The organism is Rufibacter roseus (assembly GCF_001647285.1).
GTDB lineage: Bacteria > Bacteroidota > Bacteroidia > Cytophagales > Hymenobacteraceae > Nibribacter > Nibribacter roseus.
Map to the genome: position 1 here is coordinate 89,652 of NZ_LRML01000016.1, position 16,194 is coordinate 105,845.

Consider the following 16,194-nt stretch of genomic DNA (forward strand, 5'->3'; position numbering starts at 1 on the left):
TATTTTAGGCTTATTTTAAAAAAACAAGCCTAAAACAGGTTCTCCATACTAGGAACTCCATTTTCTGGAATGCTGTGTCTGCATTGTAGTAGTGGGTTTATCTCCAAATCATGCTCTTTAACTCCATAGATTTTGCGCTGTTCTTACCAATAGTCTTCCTGCTTTATTGGTTTGTTACTAACAAGAGCATATGGTGGCAGAATCTGCTGATAGTGGGCGCCAGTTATTTGTTTTACGGCTGGTGGGACTGGCGTTTTCTTTTCTTGATTTTCTTCAGCACCCTCGTGGATTACGGCATCGGTTTGGCGTTGGGCAATGAGGCGCACGCAGGTAAACGAAAAGCATTGCTGTGGGTAAGCGTGCTGGTCAATTTAGGGCTACTGGGCTTTTTTAAGTACTACAACTTCTTCCTTGAAAACTTCGTCTCTGCTTTCACTTTGTTGGGCAGGCCTATTTCAGGAGATGCGCTCCATATTGTGCTGCCGGTGGGCATTAGTTTCTATACCTTCCAGACCCTTAGTTACACCATTGATGTGTACCGAAAAAAGTTAGCGCCTACCAAAGACTTTGTTTCCTTTATGGCGTTTGTCAGCTTTTTTCCGCAGCTGGTGGCTGGGCCGATTGAGCGGGCTACTCATTTACTACCGCAGTTTCACCAACCCCGCAAGTTCCAATACCGAAGTGCGGTAGACGGAATGCGCCAGATTTTATGGGGATTATCCAAAAAAGTAGTGGTAGCCGACAACTGTGCCGAGTTTGCCAACTTGACTTTTAACCACACCTCAGATTATGCCGGCAGTACGCTGTGGCTCGGGGCGGTGTTTTTCGCTTTTCAAATCTACTGCGACTTCTCTGGTTATTCTGACATAGCTATTGGCACCGCGCGGCTGTTCGGCTTCGACCTGATGCGGAACTTCGCGTTCCCCTATTTTTCAAGAGATGTGGCCGAATTCTGGCGCCGCTGGCATATCTCTCTTTCAACCTGGTTTAGAGATTACCTGTACATCCCGTTAGGAGGAAGCAGAGGCGGCACCATGCTAAACATCAGAAACATCTTTATAATATTCATTGTCAGTGGGTTATGGCATGGTGCCAATTGGACGTTTATAGTTTGGGGGCTTCTCCATGCTTTGTATTTTCTGCCCCTGCTCTTACTCAAACGCAACAGGCAACATGTAGGAACTGTGGCAGAGGCCAGTTTCTTTCCCTCTGCAAAAGAAGCGACCCAAATCATCTTCACTTTTGGCTTAGTAGTACTGGGCTGGGTGTTTTTCAGGGCGCATGATATGTCTCATGCGGTGCAATATCTTACAGGTATGTTTTCTTCTTCCATTCTTGCCCCTATAGAAATTGAAGCTCAAATTACCCTGCCACTCCTGCTTATTCTGGCAGTGTTTATCTCGGTTGAGTGGTGCACCAAACATAAGCTGCACCCCCTGGAAAAACTGGAGCAAAAATGGAAAAGGCCCATGCGCCTGACCATTTACTATATGCTGGCCGCTGCCATTTTTGTGCTAGAGGGCCAACCGCAGGCATTTATATATTTCCAGTTCTAACATGAAGCGCTTCCTCAAAAATTTAAGCTATTTCCTGTTACCTGTGCTGGTCTTAGCGTATCCGCTGGATATTTTTCTGTCCAATAACCTGAAGAAGTCAAAAGCTTACGGACAAGACGAATATTCGGTGTACAATGACATGTACAGCGGCAACTTACGGGCAGAGGTGGTGGTTTATGGTTCTTCACGGGCCTGGACCCACTTAAACCCAATCCTTCTGGAGAAAGGGCTGCACCGCAGCGTGTACAATTTAGGGTTAGACGGGCATACTTTTCAGCTGCAGTACCTACGGCACCTTGAGTACTTAAAATATAACCCAAAGCCCAGGTATATTCTTTACTCCTTAGATGTCTTTACGCTGGAAAGGCTGCCCGACCTGTACAATGTGCAGCAGTTCTTGCCTTACATGCTCTATAATGAAAACATAAAAAATTTCACCCTTCCCTACGGGCACTTTTCTTTTTTAGACTACTACTTGCCACTGCTGCGCTACTCTGGTAAAAAGTGGGCAGTGCTACATGCGGTAAAGAATGCGGTGGTGCCTGTAGACCAAAGTGCTGGAAGAGTGAAAGGCTACAGAGCTAAAGATGAAACCTGGAACGGTGACTTTGAAAAAGCTCAGGAAAAACTACAGTACTATAAAGCCATACCCGACCCAGAATTAACAAAACTGTTCCACCAGTTTCTGCAAAATTGTGCCCGCCAAAACATTGAGGTGATTTTCGTTTACTCTCCGGAGTACATAGAGGGGCAAAAATTCGTGCAAAACAGGGAAGAAATTTTACAACTCTACCGGAACATGGCAGCACAACACCGGCTGCTTTTTCTAGACTACTCCCAAGACAAAATTAGCCAAGAGAAAAAGTTCTTTTACAACGTCACGCACCTGAATAAAACCGGTTCAGAAGCTTTTACCAATACATTACTACAAGATCTGAAACGCTTGAAACCAGCTATGGCATTGCCATAACGCCTGAACCTTTCTACCTTGTATTCCTTATCTACAACTAAACCAACATGAAAAGCTTTTTTCTTCTTCTTTTGCTACTGGTGATGGGTCAAACGCTGCAGGCGCAAACACAGAACCCCACGTACAACAAAGCATTGGCTGACTCTTTAGGAGCCGATGATTATGGCATGAAGAAGTACGTTTTTGTTATTCTGAAGACGGGGCCGAACAAAATACAGGATAAAGAGAGAGTTAGTCAGCTGTTCAGGGGACACATGGAGAACATAAACCGGTTGGCAAGCCAGAACAAGCTTGTGGTTGCCGGTCCCTTCATGAAAAACGACAAAGCCTACCGTGGGCTTTTTATTTTGAACGTAGAAACCATTGCCGAAGCAAACGCTCTCTTGCAAACCGACCCTGCCGTGAAAGAAAAGTTGCTGGAGGCGGAATTGTTTGAATGGTATGGTTCGGCGGCATTGCCTGTTTACCTCCCGGTAAGCGAGAGCATCACCAAAATTAAACCGTAGACCTATTGACACCTTCGCCATTATACTTGTTTAGTGGGCTTGGAGCCGATGAACGCATGTTCCAGAACTTGGTTTTCCGCCACCGTAACCCAAAATTCATCTCATGGATTCCGGCACATAAAGGCGAGTCACTCCAGTCTTACGCCCAGCGGTTATTAGCCCAAATTGAACCCTCTGAACAGCCTCCTATTCTAGTTGGGGTAAGCTTTGGCGGTATTGTAGCGCAGGAGGTAGCAAAGCTTAAACCGGTTAATAAGGTAATTCTCATTTCTAGCTTAGCCAGTTCAAAAGATTTGCAGTGGCACTACCGCATAGGTGGTGCTCTAAAGTTACAGCGGTGGCTGCCGTTCCGGCTCATAAGACTTTGGGAAGCGCCTGCTAATTGGGTTTTCGGAGCAAAGACCTCAGAAGAAAAAAAGCTGCTGAAAGCAGTAGTCATGGACACTGATATTGCCTATTTACGCTGGGCTCTGCAGCAGATCTTGAACTGGAGACAATCCTCCCCCGCTCCCACCACCGTCATCATTCATGGTGATGAAGACAAAGTGCTTCCGTTCCCACCTTACCCTCACACGAAAATCATAAAAGGCGGAGAACATTTAATGCTGCTCAGCAGAGCTCCAGAGGTTAGTAAATTCATTAACAAGGAGCTATAACAATTCTATTTAACATATATTATTAAATAAAAACACACTTTCCCATCTACCTGAATTAATTCACCTAAAGCCATGCAAGAGGCTGGCAAAGCCATATAACCGCTCTTTGTTTTAGCCTTGGTTTTTGAAAAACAGGTCAAAAACAGTTAATAAAGAAGTTCTTCCTCCAGAAAAAGCAGCACAGCACGGGTTTCGTTTTCCGGTTTGCCTAGCAATCGCTTTCTTTGCACAAATTACAGTACAAACCATGGCACGAATTCTTACGGGCATCCAAAGCAGTGGCCGACCACATCTGGGCAACTTGTTGGGTGCTATCCTTCCGGCAATTGAGCTCTCTAATAAAGCAGAGAATAATTCACTTTACTTTATTGCTGATTTACATTCTTTAACCACCATTCGGGAGGCTGATGTACGCCGAATGAATACGTATGCCGTAGCAGCGGCCTGGTTAGCGTTTGGACTTGACACAGACAAGCATATTTTCTACCGTCAGTCTGATGTGCCGGAGGTAACTGAATTAACCTGGTACCTGAGCTGCTTTGCGCCCTACCCTATGTTGGCCAACGCACATTCTTTCAAAGACAAATCGGCCCGCCGCCAACTGTCTGACGTAAACTCAGGTTTGTTTACGTATCCGGTGCTCATGGCTGCCGACATTCTGCTGTATGATGCGGAGTTTGTGCCGGTAGGCAAAGACCAGATACAGCACCTGGAAATCACCCGTGACCTGGCCAGCTCTTTCAACCACATCTACGGCGAAACCTTTGTGCTGCCCCAAGCCAAGGTTGATGAGAACGTGATGACGGTACCTGGCATAGATGGCGAGAAAATGAGCAAATCATACGGTAACACCATTGACATCTTTTTACCTGAGAAAGAGCTGCGGAAGCGTATCATGAGCATTGTTTCTGACAGCAAAACCCTTGAGGAGCCCAAAGACCCTGAAACAGATCTTACCTTTAAGCTCTATTCACTTATTGCTTCTGAAGAAGAAACAGAATCTCTGCGCCAGAGCTACTTGGCGGGTGGTTACGGCTACGGTCACGCCAAACAGGCGCTGTATGAACTCATGCTGAAGAAATATGCTGAGCCCCGCGAGCGGTTCAACTATTACATGAACAACCTTTCTGAGTTAGATGCCAAATTGGCCGAAGGTGCCGCCAAGGCCCGTGCCATTGGAGCCCCGGTGCTTCAGAAAGTGCGGGAGAAATTAGGATTTTAAGCAGCACCACAACCTTTTCCGTAAAACAAAAGCCGAAGCTATTAAGCTTCGGCTTTTGTTTTATTCTTCGTAAGAAGTAGAAGCGTAATATTTAATTCCGTTTGGAGTAAAATAGAAATAATAGTATTCCTGTGGCGTGTACAGTTTTATTTCATTTACGGTCTTGTCTTTTACTCTTTTGTCTAATCTCTCCAGTTCATGCAAGTATGTCGTTTTGTTTTGAAGTGGATCAGCAATATCTATTATAAACAAAGATTCTCCTTTTCCATCTAATAAAACGAAACTGGAATCAACTTTGGCCACAGGCGCGGTATAGCCTAGCTCTTCAAAAAAACCGTCATACCTATAGCCGGCCAGAGATTTCCCGTTCACGTGGTAAAAGATGAGATTCTTAGATTTCCTATCTCGCTCCTCATGGTACTCCCGCACCCCCTTCTCTGTTCTGTAACCTCTTGAAATAATATAATCATAAATTACTACAAAGGTGGTGTCGGTTAAGAAGGAGCTGTAGACCACATCACTTATCCCAAAATCAAAAATGTATCCGGCGGGTCCATACAAAGAGGAGCAATTCAGATAATATTTACGGTCATTAGTAAGCTGCAGCTCACTGTCACAGCCACCACCACCGGTATGGCTGTAATTTTGAAGGCGCAGGGGGGTGCCTTTCAGGTCGGTTACCAGCATGGCAACGCCTCCCACATCGCTATCAGGCAGCCCAAACACTATATCGAAAAGCACTTTATCATCAGCAGTCACACCTCTGAACACAGGAGGAATAGGGGCGCTTTCCCCAATGTATCCGTTTTCTTTTTCAAGCTTCATAAAGTCCTCCTTCCTGAATGCCTTCTGAAACAGCACTTTCCCGTTCTTCTGCAACCTGACCTGATAATGGGTATCATGGTTATATGATTTATGAGGCACCGGTTTCTCACCGCTATCCCACTCATATACCTCCACCACTGAGCTGTCGTTAAGGCTATATGCTTGTGTGATGGCTTTGTACACATCAGAACCCACTATTACCTCAGTGGTGTCATATCTTCTCTCTGTATCTGGGTAGGCATATTGATATACTGTATCGTTTTTAGGAGAAGCTTCGGGGAGAGTGGTGGTGCCGGCATTGGCGGAACCAGCTTTTTCCTGCGCTGGCTTTTCTTTCTGGCAGCTGCCAAATGCAATTATGACCAAAAGGAAAAGGTAAGTACATTCTTTTTTCATGCCACAGGTTACAAGTATTCTTTAAATTTCACAACAAGCGCATAAGACAGTATATCTGTTTTCGGCCTCTTTTCAGCAAAACACCCCAAAAACAGCAAAGCTCCCGCCAAAGCTTTCACTTCAGCGGGAGCTGCTAATAATGTAAGAAGAGGAAAAGATTTACGCCTCTTCTGAGTTCCAGACTACCTGTGCGGTTTTACCTGATGTCAGGATGAAGCGCACCGGATTTGGCACCAGTACCAGACGGGCCTCTTTGTTAGGATAGACTTCCGTCTCTACCCAAACCCCCTGCTTGCCTGTAAGCGTCACCTGGCCATCTTCATTCAGGGCTTCTGGCAGGTAGGCGGTGGGCAAAAGCACATCGGTGTCGGAGTTTATTTTATGGTGAATATCACCTAAAACGTCTTCCAGGTATTCGCCGTAATTATCATTGAAATCGTCTTCCAGGTCGTGCAGTTCCTCTTCCACGTCATCGTAGCGCTCGTCGTTGTAAGAGAGCTTGCCTAATTCCTGCTTTTTCTGGATAAGGGAAACCAGCGAAGTATTCAAATCTTGGATATTCATGCTTTGGTGTATTTTTCACAAATTTTATAACATCTGACGCTATTTCCAAGTAGATGGGGCAAAACCCTTCGGAAAGAGTTTATTTTCTTTCCGGCCCAATTCTTCTATTTTTACCGGCAAAGCCTTCCGCTGGGAGCCTTTCCACCTCATAAAGAACCTACTATGGCTACAAATTCAGATTTTCTGCCGTTAAATGGCACAGATTACATTGAGTTCTATGTAGGGAACGCCAAACAAAGCGCCTATTATTACCAAAGCGCCTTCGGGTTTGAGTTGGTAGCCTACGCCGGACCCGAAACAGGAGTACGTGACCGGGCTTCTTATGTTTTACAGCAAGGCAAGGTACGGTTTGTCCTCACCACCTCCCTTCTACCTGATTCAGAAATATCAGAGCATGTCCGCAAGCATGGTGACGGCGTGAAAGTGATGGCTCTGTGGGTAGATGATGCCAAGAAATCTTACCAGGAGACCATAAGCCGGGGCGCCAAATCGGCAGGTGAGCCAAAAACACTCACCGATGAATTTGGCGAGGTGAAAGTTTCGTCTATTTACACCTATGGCGAAACAGTGCACACGTTTGTGGAGCGTAAGAACTACAGCGGCGCCTTTATGCCCGGGTACGTGGCCAGAAAGAGTAGCTTTCCGGTTTCTCCGGTTGGGTTCAAGCACGTGGACCACTGCGTAGGCAATGTGGGCTGGGGCGAAATGAACACTTGGGTAGACTTTTACGCCAAAGTCATGGGCTTTCAGCTGTTGCTCACGTTTGACGACGAAGACATCTCCACAGAATATTCTGCCCTTATGAGTAAGGTCATGAGCAACGGAAACGGCTACGTCAAATTCCCCATAAACGAACCAGCCGAGGGCAAGAAGAAATCGCAGATTGAAGAGTACTTAGATTTCTACGGCGGACCAGGCGTACAGCACATTGCCATTGCCACGGATGACATTGTAGACACCGTGGCCGAACTGCGCCGACGGGGCGTAGAGTTTCTGACGGTGCCCAGCTCTTATTATGAGGACCTGCTAGACCGCGTTGGCAAAATAGACGAAGACCTTCAGCCCCTCAAAGACCTGAACATTTTGGTAGACCGCGACAACGAGGGCTACCTGCTCCAGATTTTCACCAAACCCGTGGAAGACCGCCCTACGGTGTTCTATGAAATTATACAGCGCAAAGGAGCCAAGTCTTTCGGGAAAGGCAACTTTAAAGCTTTGTTTGAGGCCATAGAACGCGAGCAGGCGCTGCGGGGGAATCTTTAATAATTGAGAATGTGTGAAGGAGTGATTGAGTGAATAAAGTTATATTGAGTAGCTGATTTTGTGAGAGTTTGAATGACTGAGATAAAGCATTTACAGAAACTAAAATCTACTGATCAATCATTAATTTTTTATTCACCACTCCTTCACACATTCTCCCCTAAATTCACTCATTCACACATTCTGTCCATCACTCATTAATACATAACTATGGAAAACAACTTATCACTGGAACCGGAAATTCTGAACAAAATAAATACATGGCTCGAGGGCAGCTACGACGCCGACACCAAGGCTGAGTTACAGCGTCTGGTTGACGCCAAAGACACGGATACCCTCACCGACTCATTTTACAAAGAACTGGAGTTTGGCACGGGTGGCTTGCGGGGCATTATGGGCGTGGGCAGTAACCGTATGAACCGGTACACCATTGGCATGGCCACCCAAGGCCTCAGCAACTATCTTCTCAAGTCGTTCCCAGACCAGCGGGTGAGCGTAGCCATAGCGCATGACAGCCGTAATAACTCTGATGTTTTTGCGCGCGTGGTAGCCGATGTGTTCAGCGCCAACGGTATAAAAGTATACTTCTTCAAAGAACTGCGTCCCACACCAATTTTGTCTTTCGCCATACGGCATCTGGGTTGCCAGAGCGGCGTGGTACTCACGGCTTCCCACAACCCCAAAGAGTACAACGGTTACAAGGCCTACTGGAACGACGGTGGCCAAGTAACGGCTCCGCACGATAAGAACATCATTGCCGAGGTAAACAAGATCCAGAGCGTGGACCAGGTGAAGTTTGATCGCAACGAAGCCAACATTGAATACATTCTGGAGGAAGTAGACCAGGCCTACTTAGACAAAGTGGCGACCCTGAGCGTGGACCCAGAAATGATTAAGCGGCAGCAAGATCTTAAAATTGTCTTCACCCCTATTCACGGTACCGGCGTGACCTTGGTGCCCCGTGCACTGGAGCGTTTCGGATTTACCAATGTGCACGTGCTGGAGGCGCAGGCCACGCCAGACGGCAACTTCCCAACCGTGGTGTACCCTAACCCTGAAGAGAAAGACGCCATGGATCTGGCCATGCAGAAAGCGAAGGAACTGGATGCCGATTTAGTCATGGCCACCGACCCTGACGCTGACCGCGTGGGCATGGCCGTAAAAGACCAGCACGGGCAGTGGGTACTCTTGAACGGTAACCAAACTGCCGCCCTGCTTACCTACTACATTCTACAAGCCTGGAAAAAAGCGGGCAAGCTTACCGGTAAAGAATACGTGGTGAACACCATTGTCACCACCGACCTTATTAACCGCGTAGCCGAAGGCTTTGGTGTAGACTGCTACGAAACCCTGACCGGCTTCAAGTACATTGCCACCATCATGCGCGAGAAAGAGGGCGAGGCCCAGTACATCTGCGGTGGCGAGGAAAGCTATGGTTTCTTGGTGGGTGACTTCGTGCGTGACAAAGACGCCGTATCTGCCTGCGCCATGATAGCTGAAATGGTAGCCTCTGCCAAAGACCAGGGCAAGAGCATCTTTGAACTCATGATTCAAATGTACACGGAGTTCGGGTACTTCAAAGAAGACTTGATCTCCCTTACCAAAAAAGGCCACCGTGGTGCCCTGGAAATTCAGGAGATGATGCAGGAGCTGCGCGAGAACCCGCCGCAAACCATTGCCGGTTCTCCGGTTACTACTCTCATTGACTATAAAACTGGCTTCAGCCGCAACTTACAGTCTGGCGAGGAGAAAGCCACTGGCCTGGAAAGCTCAAACGTGCTGCAGTTCCTGACCGAAGACGGCACCAAAGTGTCTGCCAGGCCTTCTGGTACAGAACCTAAAATAAAGTTCTACTTCAGCGTGCGTGAGCCCCTAAACTCAGCTGAAGAGTTTGAGCAGGTAGGCAAAAAGCTGGACGAGAAAATACAGCGTATTATTTCTGACCTTAAGCTAACCTAACAGGTTAAATATATTTTACCATTTATGAATCCTTTCTGGCCTGGTGCTGGAAGGGATTTGTGTTTTGGGGCTGTTTTCATGAAAAATGCCTTAAACTGCAGATGCCTTTGGTAAGCTCCCGGAGCCTGATAATTAACCGTAATATATACGTATAATACGTTTATATACGTATATATTACGGCTTTGCCTCGCCCTCTCCTACTCAATTTTATGCGCTTTTATAGGGCTATAACCAGTTTGAAACCTCTTATAAAAGCTCTAAAAGGCAGTTTTCCGAATTTAGTTGCGAACATGCTGCCTAATATGTAAATTGTATAAGTAAAGGCGGAACGCCTTTGAAAAAGAAACCGGAACATAGCGGGTGGTACCACCTCCACATATAGTGCCGATAAGTATACCTGGTGTTTTTATACAATAGTTAGGTGTAATTTATAATATAAATATGGGTCAATCAGCTACGCTATATAGAATATCAAAAACTGACTTTGAGGATAACAGAAGCGACCAGCAGCAATTGATTTCTCTAGCAAAGGGATTTGCCACCTTCGAAAAATTCTTCATGGGCTTAGACTTCATCCTTAAGAAAGGAGAAGACGACAGCACTCAAGTAGTTTTGGATGAAATATTCAATCCTGTATGCTATGATGAGAATGGTATAGAACCTGACTTCAGTAAATTGAGCGATGAAGAACTACACGACCTCTTCTTTAATGGAAGCTTACTTAGTTACTTACCGTCAGAGAAAATTAGAGCAGTTAATTCAAAGCTGGAAAGGCTAACCAAACAAGAAGTTGCCTCTCGCTTTAACGCAGAAGAATTGAATGAGAATGATATATACCCAAATGTTTGGCATTCTGACAACTCCCCTGAACAAGCCTTCAACTTGAATCATATTTTAGAGGACTTTGAGAAGTTAAAGAACCTATTTAGCCAAGCTAGTAAAGAAGAAGAATATATTCTCCAGTTTATTGGTTAAGAAGAAAAAAAAACAACACCTAACAAGGTGCATAAGTCATGCTTCGGCCGACGGCCTTGCACGCCTCATGCACTAGACGTTGGGCAGAATTAATAAAAAATAAAAATGAGAGCAGCCAATTTCTTATTAGTCCTTGTAATGCCACTTTTGGCTTTTAAGTGTATAGATAAGAAAATGCGAAACAACTTTATTGAAGTATCTAATGGCTTTTCTCAAAACGTTTATTGTGTACCAAGTTTTAATTACCCTGATACAACACTTTCCTTTCTTAGTAAAAACCAGATTCTAGGAAACGACTCTATTTATTTTTTGCCTTCTTTAGGTAAAAAGGAATTGTTCTACATACCGCTTTGTGAAGAAGCAACATGGAAAAGGCTTAACCCAAATGACACTTTGCAAATATTTGTTTTTGATGAGAAAATGATAAAAGGTAAATCTTGGGATTATATTGTTAAAAATAGGATGTATGTAAAAAGGCTTTCATTCACTTTTAAAGAAATTCAACAAAATGAGTGCAAGATTATGTTGAACCCTAACTGTTTGGGTAAAGAAAAATAACTCATGCCCAACAACACCTAAACGTCAGCCTTCGGCCGACGGCCTCGCCCGTCGTTTAGCCAAGTACGTTAGGTGCCATAAGAATTAAAACAATGAAAATTTATGTATTGGCATTTCTGTTATTGGCAAGCCTTAACTCGCTTGGACAGATTCCTGAGATTATTTCCAATACAAATCATCAAGAGAAAAAAGCGTCATTAGTATACCATGCATTCAATGGACAGTATGATTTTGTGCTTGCCTTTACTGAGGATAGCTACTGGGGCAGAGATAGACAACAGTACCAAATATTAGCCTTAAAAGATGGACAGTGGTACTTTATTAATTTAAAATCCAAGAAGAGAAAGAACGGAGACTATTCAAAGCCAAAGATTAATATTAAAAAAATTGCTCGTGACGAACCTGATAAACTTGTGAGGCAACTTGGGGAAATTGGTTTCTGGGGATTGAGCAGTTCGACTATAAACACGACTAGGATTAAATTGAATGATTCAACCGAAACTTACTATCATACTAGCGACGGGATAAGTTATAAGTTTGAAATCTTCAACAGAAACGATTACAGAATCATTGAAGCTGAAAATCCTGATAGGCTGTTAGAGAGAATGCCAGAGATTAAGCAAAGGCAAACATTCGTCCGCGGCAGAGACACGTTTAAAAAATTAATAAAAAATTACGGCACCTAACATTGTGCATAAGCCATGCTACGGCCGATGGCCTTGCACGCCTCATGCACTAGCCGTTGTGCGTAAGTTAAAATATGAAAGAGGAGATTCAGAAGTTTAAAGTTAGCGGAAAGGTCTTTCTCTGGAAGTATAAAGACAACCAAAGAAATTATCCAGGTTGGAACCTTACAGTCGACAAAGCCGCTAGCCAGAATCTAGTTGACTTGTTGGATTTGATGGACAGCTGTGAATGGTCAACAAAGAAAACCCTGACAACCGAAGAACCGACACAAGCGCAACTAAATGTTCCCAACAACCAACGCGGACAAGCTGGTTGGAAAAGTGCCCAGCAATTGACATTAAACTCAAGAAAGCTTGAATCAGATGACTTTTGGACGGTTATTGAGAATAATGGAGATGTAGAAATCCAGTTCTGGAAAGGTAAACTAAAAAAGCTACGGACTGCAATAGCCGAAATACCATTGGGCAAAGGAGACTTTGCAATATCAGACACCAAAGAAGAAAATATATTATACTTCTGGTGGTAATTGAAAGAAAACCTACGCACAACATTGTGTAAAAATTATGCGTCGGCCGACGGCCTCGCACACTTTTTACACGAGTCCGTTGTGGGTAATTTATAAAATGAAAAAGCCTTGGTATATACTAATCTTATTTGTTGCCTGGGGCTGTTCCTTACAAAGGACTAATCCCAGTAGCAACTTGCAGACGGATGAGGGAGAGTTAGCTTTCTCCAAACTTTTAGAACTTGCTGGAAGTGATACGGCAAATGTGAGTGGAACCAATGCAGTAAAGATTTACCGATATAGAGTTTCTGGAAAAGGAAAAATAAAGGACAGTACTCTCATAATTCAACGGAATCTCGACTTCTTCTCAAATTTCTCCGAACCCATTGCCTATGACATAACCTATGATAGCCTAGGTAGGGAGTTCGAACGTTACGCCACCAGAGTTGCGACTGGAGAAAGGCATTTGAATTATCGCAAAATTTATGATGAGCTGTCAAGACTCGACCAGTGGGTCGTATACAATGACGACGGTAAAATCAATTCGGCTACTTACTATCATTATGATGCGGATAACAATCTGATTAGGAAGGAAAGATTCTATGGCCATTTTATTTATGGCACTCCCAGATTAGAGAATTTGACCACATACGAATTTCAGGATGGCGCGCTGGTTAAGTCGGTTGAACGGATGAGCCAGTCCACAACGACAGGATTCGAAACTATACTCACTCAAGAATTTGACCCAATGAACAGGATTATAAATTATAGAAGTGAGTCGTTTCAGAGTGATAGCCTAGTCAGTACCTGGGGGTTTAGACCTATTTACAACCAAGAGGGGAAACTTGCAGCAAAAGAATACTACAGTTCAAACACCGCCGACACAAGGGAGGAATATCGATACGACACAAGAGGATTACCAACTGAATCATTCTCTTACGAAATCAAAACCAAAGAGCCTAAGAGCTTATTAAAGTATTTCTACCAGAAAGAAAAACTACCCACAACAATAGCTAAAAAGCATTAAAACGCTTTTTAGCCAAACCGTTGACACAAATACAAAAAATGATATGAGACAGCTTATTTTAGTTATGTTAGTGGTGTCTCTGGCTATAAGTGCAAATGGACAAAATAAAACGTGCGACTTCAGAATTGATTCCCTATCTAAAGAAAAAATTTATACGAGATTCGATAAATCTCCGACATATGGGGAATCTGTAAGTACGACTTATGAATATATAAGTAAAAATTTTAGGTTTCCTAACCATTATTCTGGAAATGAAACTATTGTAGCGTCATTTATAATTAATCAATGCGGAGAAATAATGGATATTAAATTGGTTGAGAAGTCTAAGAATCCATTAGTAAATGAAAACTTTGTTCAAACATTGACTTCAATGAGGAAATGGAATCCTGCTATTTGCAATGGCAAGCAAGTTAAGGCAGAAATAATTTTGCCTTTCAAGTTCCAGTGATAAAAGTACTTGTGTCAACAACGTGTAAACGCCAGCATCGGCCGACGGCCTTCGCCGCCGTTTACACAAGTACGTTATGTCTAATTTATAAAATGAAAATTTGTAGCTGAAAACCTGCAAGTGGATAAGGAACTGTAACATGCTCGATTTCATCAAGAATTTCCAAAGCGAGGATATCAGTTTAAAAAAGGTCAGAAACCCAGATATTTCAGTATTCAAAGAACTTACAGGAAAAGAAGGATTTAAACATTTGGCCACCTATGAAGTCTCAAGTAAAAGGAACAGGCTTTACTTATGTGTTGCTCAATACCAAGTCTACTTTCCTAATCGGTACAAATTAGAAAGTCCCTATAAAACTGATTATTATCTATATGGCTTCCTAAGACTCGACGATAGCATTGGGAAGGTTTTTATGCGACCTGAAACCACGGCGGATAAAATCACTGAACTCTTTAAGAAGCAGGAACTTGATTTCAGTAATCATAAAATTTTTAGTAGAAAATATTACCTTCTTGCAAGCGACCACAGGAAGGTTAGTGAGAAGTTCTCAACAAGGGTTTTAGATGCACTTTCAAGTATTGATACTGTTCTACTTGAATGTAACCTTAAAAGGTTCCTCTTTAGTATAGATGAAAAACCAGCGACAGAAGAAAGCTTCTTCAAACTTATTGAGCTGGGATTAGTGCTAGATAAGTCCTTGAATAAGCCACAAATCATGTGGGTTGAAAAATATATCAGCTATATTCAGAAAGAAAAACAAGACATAACACTGTATAAACGCCAGCTTCTGCCGACGGCCTTCGCCGCCGCTTAAACTAAACGTTGGTAAAAATTATAAATATGAAGAATGAGTAAATCCCTTTTCATAATGACTTTGCTTGTTCTTGGTTCTATAATTTCATATAGTCAGAATGCTGATTTGGAAAATATCCACCCGTCAATCAGAAAAGTAGTGACTACATTGGAATCTGAAGGAGTGGATACTATGATGGTCTACTATCAATATTGTGTTGGCTGCCATAGCCTAAATAGCTCTAAAGAATGTAACGACTTCCTTACTGCAAGAATCATTTGGAAGAAAAGCGGAAAAGACTTTACCCAACGGGTTAATTGTTCCAAAGCGGATTCAGAAACATCGCAAACGGACTCTGAAGCTTTCAAATATTTTCTCGAAAACCGTCTGATATTGGCTGGACGTAAACCGTTAGCTAAAGGCAAGTTTTACCCGCCTCTCCCGCTTCACTATTTCGGAGAGGATTTTTACTTGAAAATAGGCAAAGGGTGGTATGCGACCAATCTGCATGAAGACCAAATGGAAAGTAAGGAATGGGAAAAGTATAGCTGAGTTTTACCGACCATTAAGCTTTCAGAATTAAATAAACAGGAAATGGTCAAAAAATAACTTTTACCAACAACGCCTAAACGTCAGTCTCGGCCGACGGCCTCGCCCGTCGCTTACACTAGACGTTGGCGGTAATTTTAAATTGACTGTTGCCGATAGCTTACGAATTTTATTTGCAACTTACTCTCGCCAGCCTTACGAATGGATTGGAAAGACAATTTCAAAAAATATAAATGAGGTCGCTTATCCTAGAATTTATAGGAGTAACAGCACGATGGATAGCTTTATCATTGTATGCTATATTTACAAAGAAAAAAGCTCCGACATTTAAAGAAATTTGGAATGGTGATACTAGTGCGCCACCAGCCGACCAACTCTCCTATGGGTGTATGCATATAATTATTGGATTCTTTTTGTTAGGACTTGCTCTGCATTTAATTTATTACTTTTCTCACAACGGATAAGCTGAGGGCTCTTTTTAGATTCTCAATACAGTTTGTAATCAACTTCTATCTTACCTGAAGTTTAAGAAGCAAAGAAGATAAGGACTTAAAAGAAAAACTCCCGCCAACATGAACTCTGTTAAAAGTCAAGGGAATTAGGCGGAAATTCTGTTAAAATCCGGTTGGTAGGGAATACCGGAATTTACAATGGCAAAAGCCTGCTTGAGCAGCTTGTTACACACGGCTATCAAAGCCAGCTTTCGGTTCTTTCCTTTGGCCACGAGCCGCTGGTAC

Annotated in this window: 17 protein-coding genes and 1 pseudogene; 15 read left to right on the forward strand and 3 right to left on the reverse strand. The window is 43.4% G+C overall.

Annotated features, from left to right (window positions below):
* Positions 1–110: 110 nt before the first annotated feature.
* The 5 genes from A8O23_RS18455 (at position 111) to trpS (ending at position 4,910) form a co-directional block, all read left to right on the forward strand.
* A complete protein-coding gene (locus A8O23_RS18455; protein ID WP_066624642.1) occupies positions 111–1,556 on the forward strand; it encodes an MBOAT family O-acyltransferase in 1,446 nt (481 codons plus the stop codon).
* 1 nt (position 1,557) lies between these two features.
* On the forward strand, positions 1,558–2,526 hold the full coding sequence (locus A8O23_RS18460) for a hypothetical protein (protein WP_066624645.1): 969 nt from the start codon (positions 1,558–1,560) through the stop codon (positions 2,524–2,526).
* Between the two features lie 47 nt (positions 2,527–2,573).
* Positions 2,574–3,032 (forward strand): YciI family protein, encoded by a 459-nt coding sequence (locus A8O23_RS18465; protein ID WP_066624647.1) that lies wholly within the window; start codon positions 2,574–2,576, stop codon positions 3,030–3,032.
* 5 nt (positions 3,033–3,037) lie between these two features.
* Positions 3,038–3,688 carry an alpha/beta fold hydrolase gene (locus tag A8O23_RS18470; RefSeq protein ID WP_153042276.1) on the forward strand — a complete coding sequence of 217 codons (651 nt, stop codon included), beginning with the start codon at positions 3,038–3,040 and terminating at the stop codon, positions 3,686–3,688.
* A 247-nt stretch (positions 3,689–3,935) separates the two neighbouring features.
* On the forward strand, positions 3,936–4,910 hold the full coding sequence (trpS, locus tag A8O23_RS18475) for a tryptophan--tRNA ligase (protein ID WP_066624657.1): 975 nt from the start codon (positions 3,936–3,938) through the stop codon (positions 4,908–4,910).
* A 60-nt stretch (positions 4,911–4,970) separates the two neighbouring features.
* Here trpS and A8O23_RS18480 read toward each other — a convergent pair whose 3' ends face one another.
* On the reverse strand, positions 4,971–6,131 hold the full coding sequence (locus tag A8O23_RS18480) for a hypothetical protein (RefSeq protein WP_066624665.1): 1,161 nt from the start codon (positions 6,129–6,131) through the stop codon (positions 4,971–4,973).
* 159 nt (positions 6,132–6,290) lie between these two features.
* Positions 6,291–6,695: a hypothetical protein gene (locus A8O23_RS18485; RefSeq protein WP_066624668.1), complete on the reverse strand. Its 405-nt coding sequence runs from the start codon at positions 6,693–6,695 to the stop codon at positions 6,291–6,293.
* Between the two features lie 162 nt (positions 6,696–6,857).
* Here A8O23_RS18485 and hppD point away from each other — a divergent pair, with 162 nt between their 5' ends.
* From hppD to A8O23_RS18535, 10 genes are all read left to right on the forward strand, one after another.
* The gene (gene hppD / locus A8O23_RS18490; protein ID WP_066624671.1) at positions 6,858–7,958 is read left to right on the forward strand and encodes a 4-hydroxyphenylpyruvate dioxygenase; all 1,101 of its coding nucleotides are present in this window, start codon (positions 6,858–6,860) and stop codon (positions 7,956–7,958) included.
* 207 nt (positions 7,959–8,165) lie between these two features.
* Positions 8,166–9,914, forward strand: a complete 1,749-nt coding sequence (locus A8O23_RS18495; protein WP_066624672.1) for a phospho-sugar mutase — start codon at positions 8,166–8,168, stop codon at positions 9,912–9,914.
* 442 nt (positions 9,915–10,356) lie between these two features.
* On the forward strand, positions 10,357–10,890 hold the full coding sequence (locus A8O23_RS18500) for a DUF1877 family protein (protein ID WP_066624673.1): 534 nt from the start codon (positions 10,357–10,359) through the stop codon (positions 10,888–10,890).
* A gap of 105 nt (positions 10,891–10,995) precedes the next feature.
* Positions 10,996–11,448 carry a hypothetical protein gene (locus A8O23_RS18505; RefSeq protein ID WP_153042277.1) on the forward strand — a complete coding sequence of 151 codons (453 nt, stop codon included), beginning with the start codon at positions 10,996–10,998 and terminating at the stop codon, positions 11,446–11,448.
* A gap of 92 nt (positions 11,449–11,540) precedes the next feature.
* On the forward strand, positions 11,541–12,134 hold the full coding sequence (locus A8O23_RS18510; protein WP_066624679.1) for a hypothetical protein: 594 nt from the start codon (positions 11,541–11,543) through the stop codon (positions 12,132–12,134).
* A 74-nt stretch (positions 12,135–12,208) separates the two neighbouring features.
* Positions 12,209–12,661, forward strand: coding sequence for a hypothetical protein (locus A8O23_RS18515; RefSeq protein WP_066624682.1), 453 nt, complete (start codon positions 12,209–12,211; stop codon positions 12,659–12,661).
* 97 nt (positions 12,662–12,758) lie between these two features.
* A complete protein-coding gene (locus A8O23_RS18520; protein WP_066624685.1) occupies positions 12,759–13,667 on the forward strand; it encodes a hypothetical protein in 909 nt (302 codons plus the stop codon).
* A gap of 43 nt (positions 13,668–13,710) precedes the next feature.
* Positions 13,711–14,115, forward strand: a complete 405-nt coding sequence (locus tag A8O23_RS18525) for an energy transducer TonB (RefSeq protein ID WP_066624688.1) — start codon at positions 13,711–13,713, stop codon at positions 14,113–14,115.
* Between the two features lie 139 nt (positions 14,116–14,254).
* Positions 14,255–14,929: a hypothetical protein gene (locus A8O23_RS18530; protein ID WP_066624691.1), complete on the forward strand. Its 675-nt coding sequence runs from the start codon at positions 14,255–14,257 to the stop codon at positions 14,927–14,929.
* 33 nt (positions 14,930–14,962) lie between these two features.
* Complete coding sequence (locus tag A8O23_RS18535; protein ID WP_153042278.1) at positions 14,963–15,460, forward strand: hypothetical protein; 498 nt, start codon at positions 14,963–14,965, stop codon at positions 15,458–15,460.
* Positions 15,461–16,055: 595 nt separating this feature from the next.
* On the opposite strand, the pseudogene A8O23_RS21785 reads toward A8O23_RS18535, so the two are convergent.
* Positions 16,056–16,194 (reverse strand): annotated as a pseudogene (locus A8O23_RS21785) (IS110 family transposase); the annotation flags it as partial.

Excerpts from the sequence above, each read along its gene's own strand:
- A8O23_RS18455 (WP_066624642.1), top strand. The coding sequence starts at position 111 with ATGCTCTTTAACTCCATAGATTTTGCGCTGTTCTTACCAATAGTCTTC.
- A8O23_RS18460 (WP_066624645.1), top strand. The coding sequence starts at position 1,558 with ATGAAGCGCTTCCTCAAAAATTTAAGCTATTTCCTGTTACCTGTGCTG.
- A8O23_RS18465 (WP_066624647.1), top strand. The coding sequence starts at position 2,574 with ATGAAAAGCTTTTTTCTTCTTCTTTTGCTACTGGTGATGGGTCAAACG.
- trpS (WP_066624657.1), top strand. The coding sequence starts at position 3,936 with ATGGCACGAATTCTTACGGGCATCCAAAGCAGTGGCCGACCACATCTG.
- A8O23_RS18480 (WP_066624665.1), bottom strand. The coding sequence starts at position 6,131 with ATGAAAAAAGAATGTACTTACCTTTTCCTTTTGGTCATAATTGCATTT.
- A8O23_RS18485 (WP_066624668.1), bottom strand. The coding sequence starts at position 6,695 with ATGAATATCCAAGATTTGAATACTTCGCTGGTTTCCCTTATCCAGAAA.
- hppD (WP_066624671.1), top strand. The coding sequence starts at position 6,858 with ATGGCTACAAATTCAGATTTTCTGCCGTTAAATGGCACAGATTACATT.
- A8O23_RS18495 (WP_066624672.1), top strand. The coding sequence starts at position 8,166 with ATGGAAAACAACTTATCACTGGAACCGGAAATTCTGAACAAAATAAAT.
- A8O23_RS18500 (WP_066624673.1), top strand. The coding sequence starts at position 10,357 with ATGGGTCAATCAGCTACGCTATATAGAATATCAAAAACTGACTTTGAG.
- A8O23_RS18505 (WP_153042277.1), top strand. The coding sequence starts at position 10,996 with ATGAGAGCAGCCAATTTCTTATTAGTCCTTGTAATGCCACTTTTGGCT.
- A8O23_RS18510 (WP_066624679.1), top strand. The coding sequence starts at position 11,541 with ATGAAAATTTATGTATTGGCATTTCTGTTATTGGCAAGCCTTAACTCG.
- A8O23_RS18515 (WP_066624682.1), top strand. The coding sequence starts at position 12,209 with ATGAAAGAGGAGATTCAGAAGTTTAAAGTTAGCGGAAAGGTCTTTCTC.
- A8O23_RS18520 (WP_066624685.1), top strand. The coding sequence starts at position 12,759 with ATGAAAAAGCCTTGGTATATACTAATCTTATTTGTTGCCTGGGGCTGT.
- A8O23_RS18525 (WP_066624688.1), top strand. The coding sequence starts at position 13,711 with ATGAGACAGCTTATTTTAGTTATGTTAGTGGTGTCTCTGGCTATAAGT.
- A8O23_RS18530 (WP_066624691.1), top strand. The coding sequence starts at position 14,255 with ATGCTCGATTTCATCAAGAATTTCCAAAGCGAGGATATCAGTTTAAAA.
- A8O23_RS18535 (WP_153042278.1), top strand. The coding sequence starts at position 14,963 with ATGAGTAAATCCCTTTTCATAATGACTTTGCTTGTTCTTGGTTCTATA.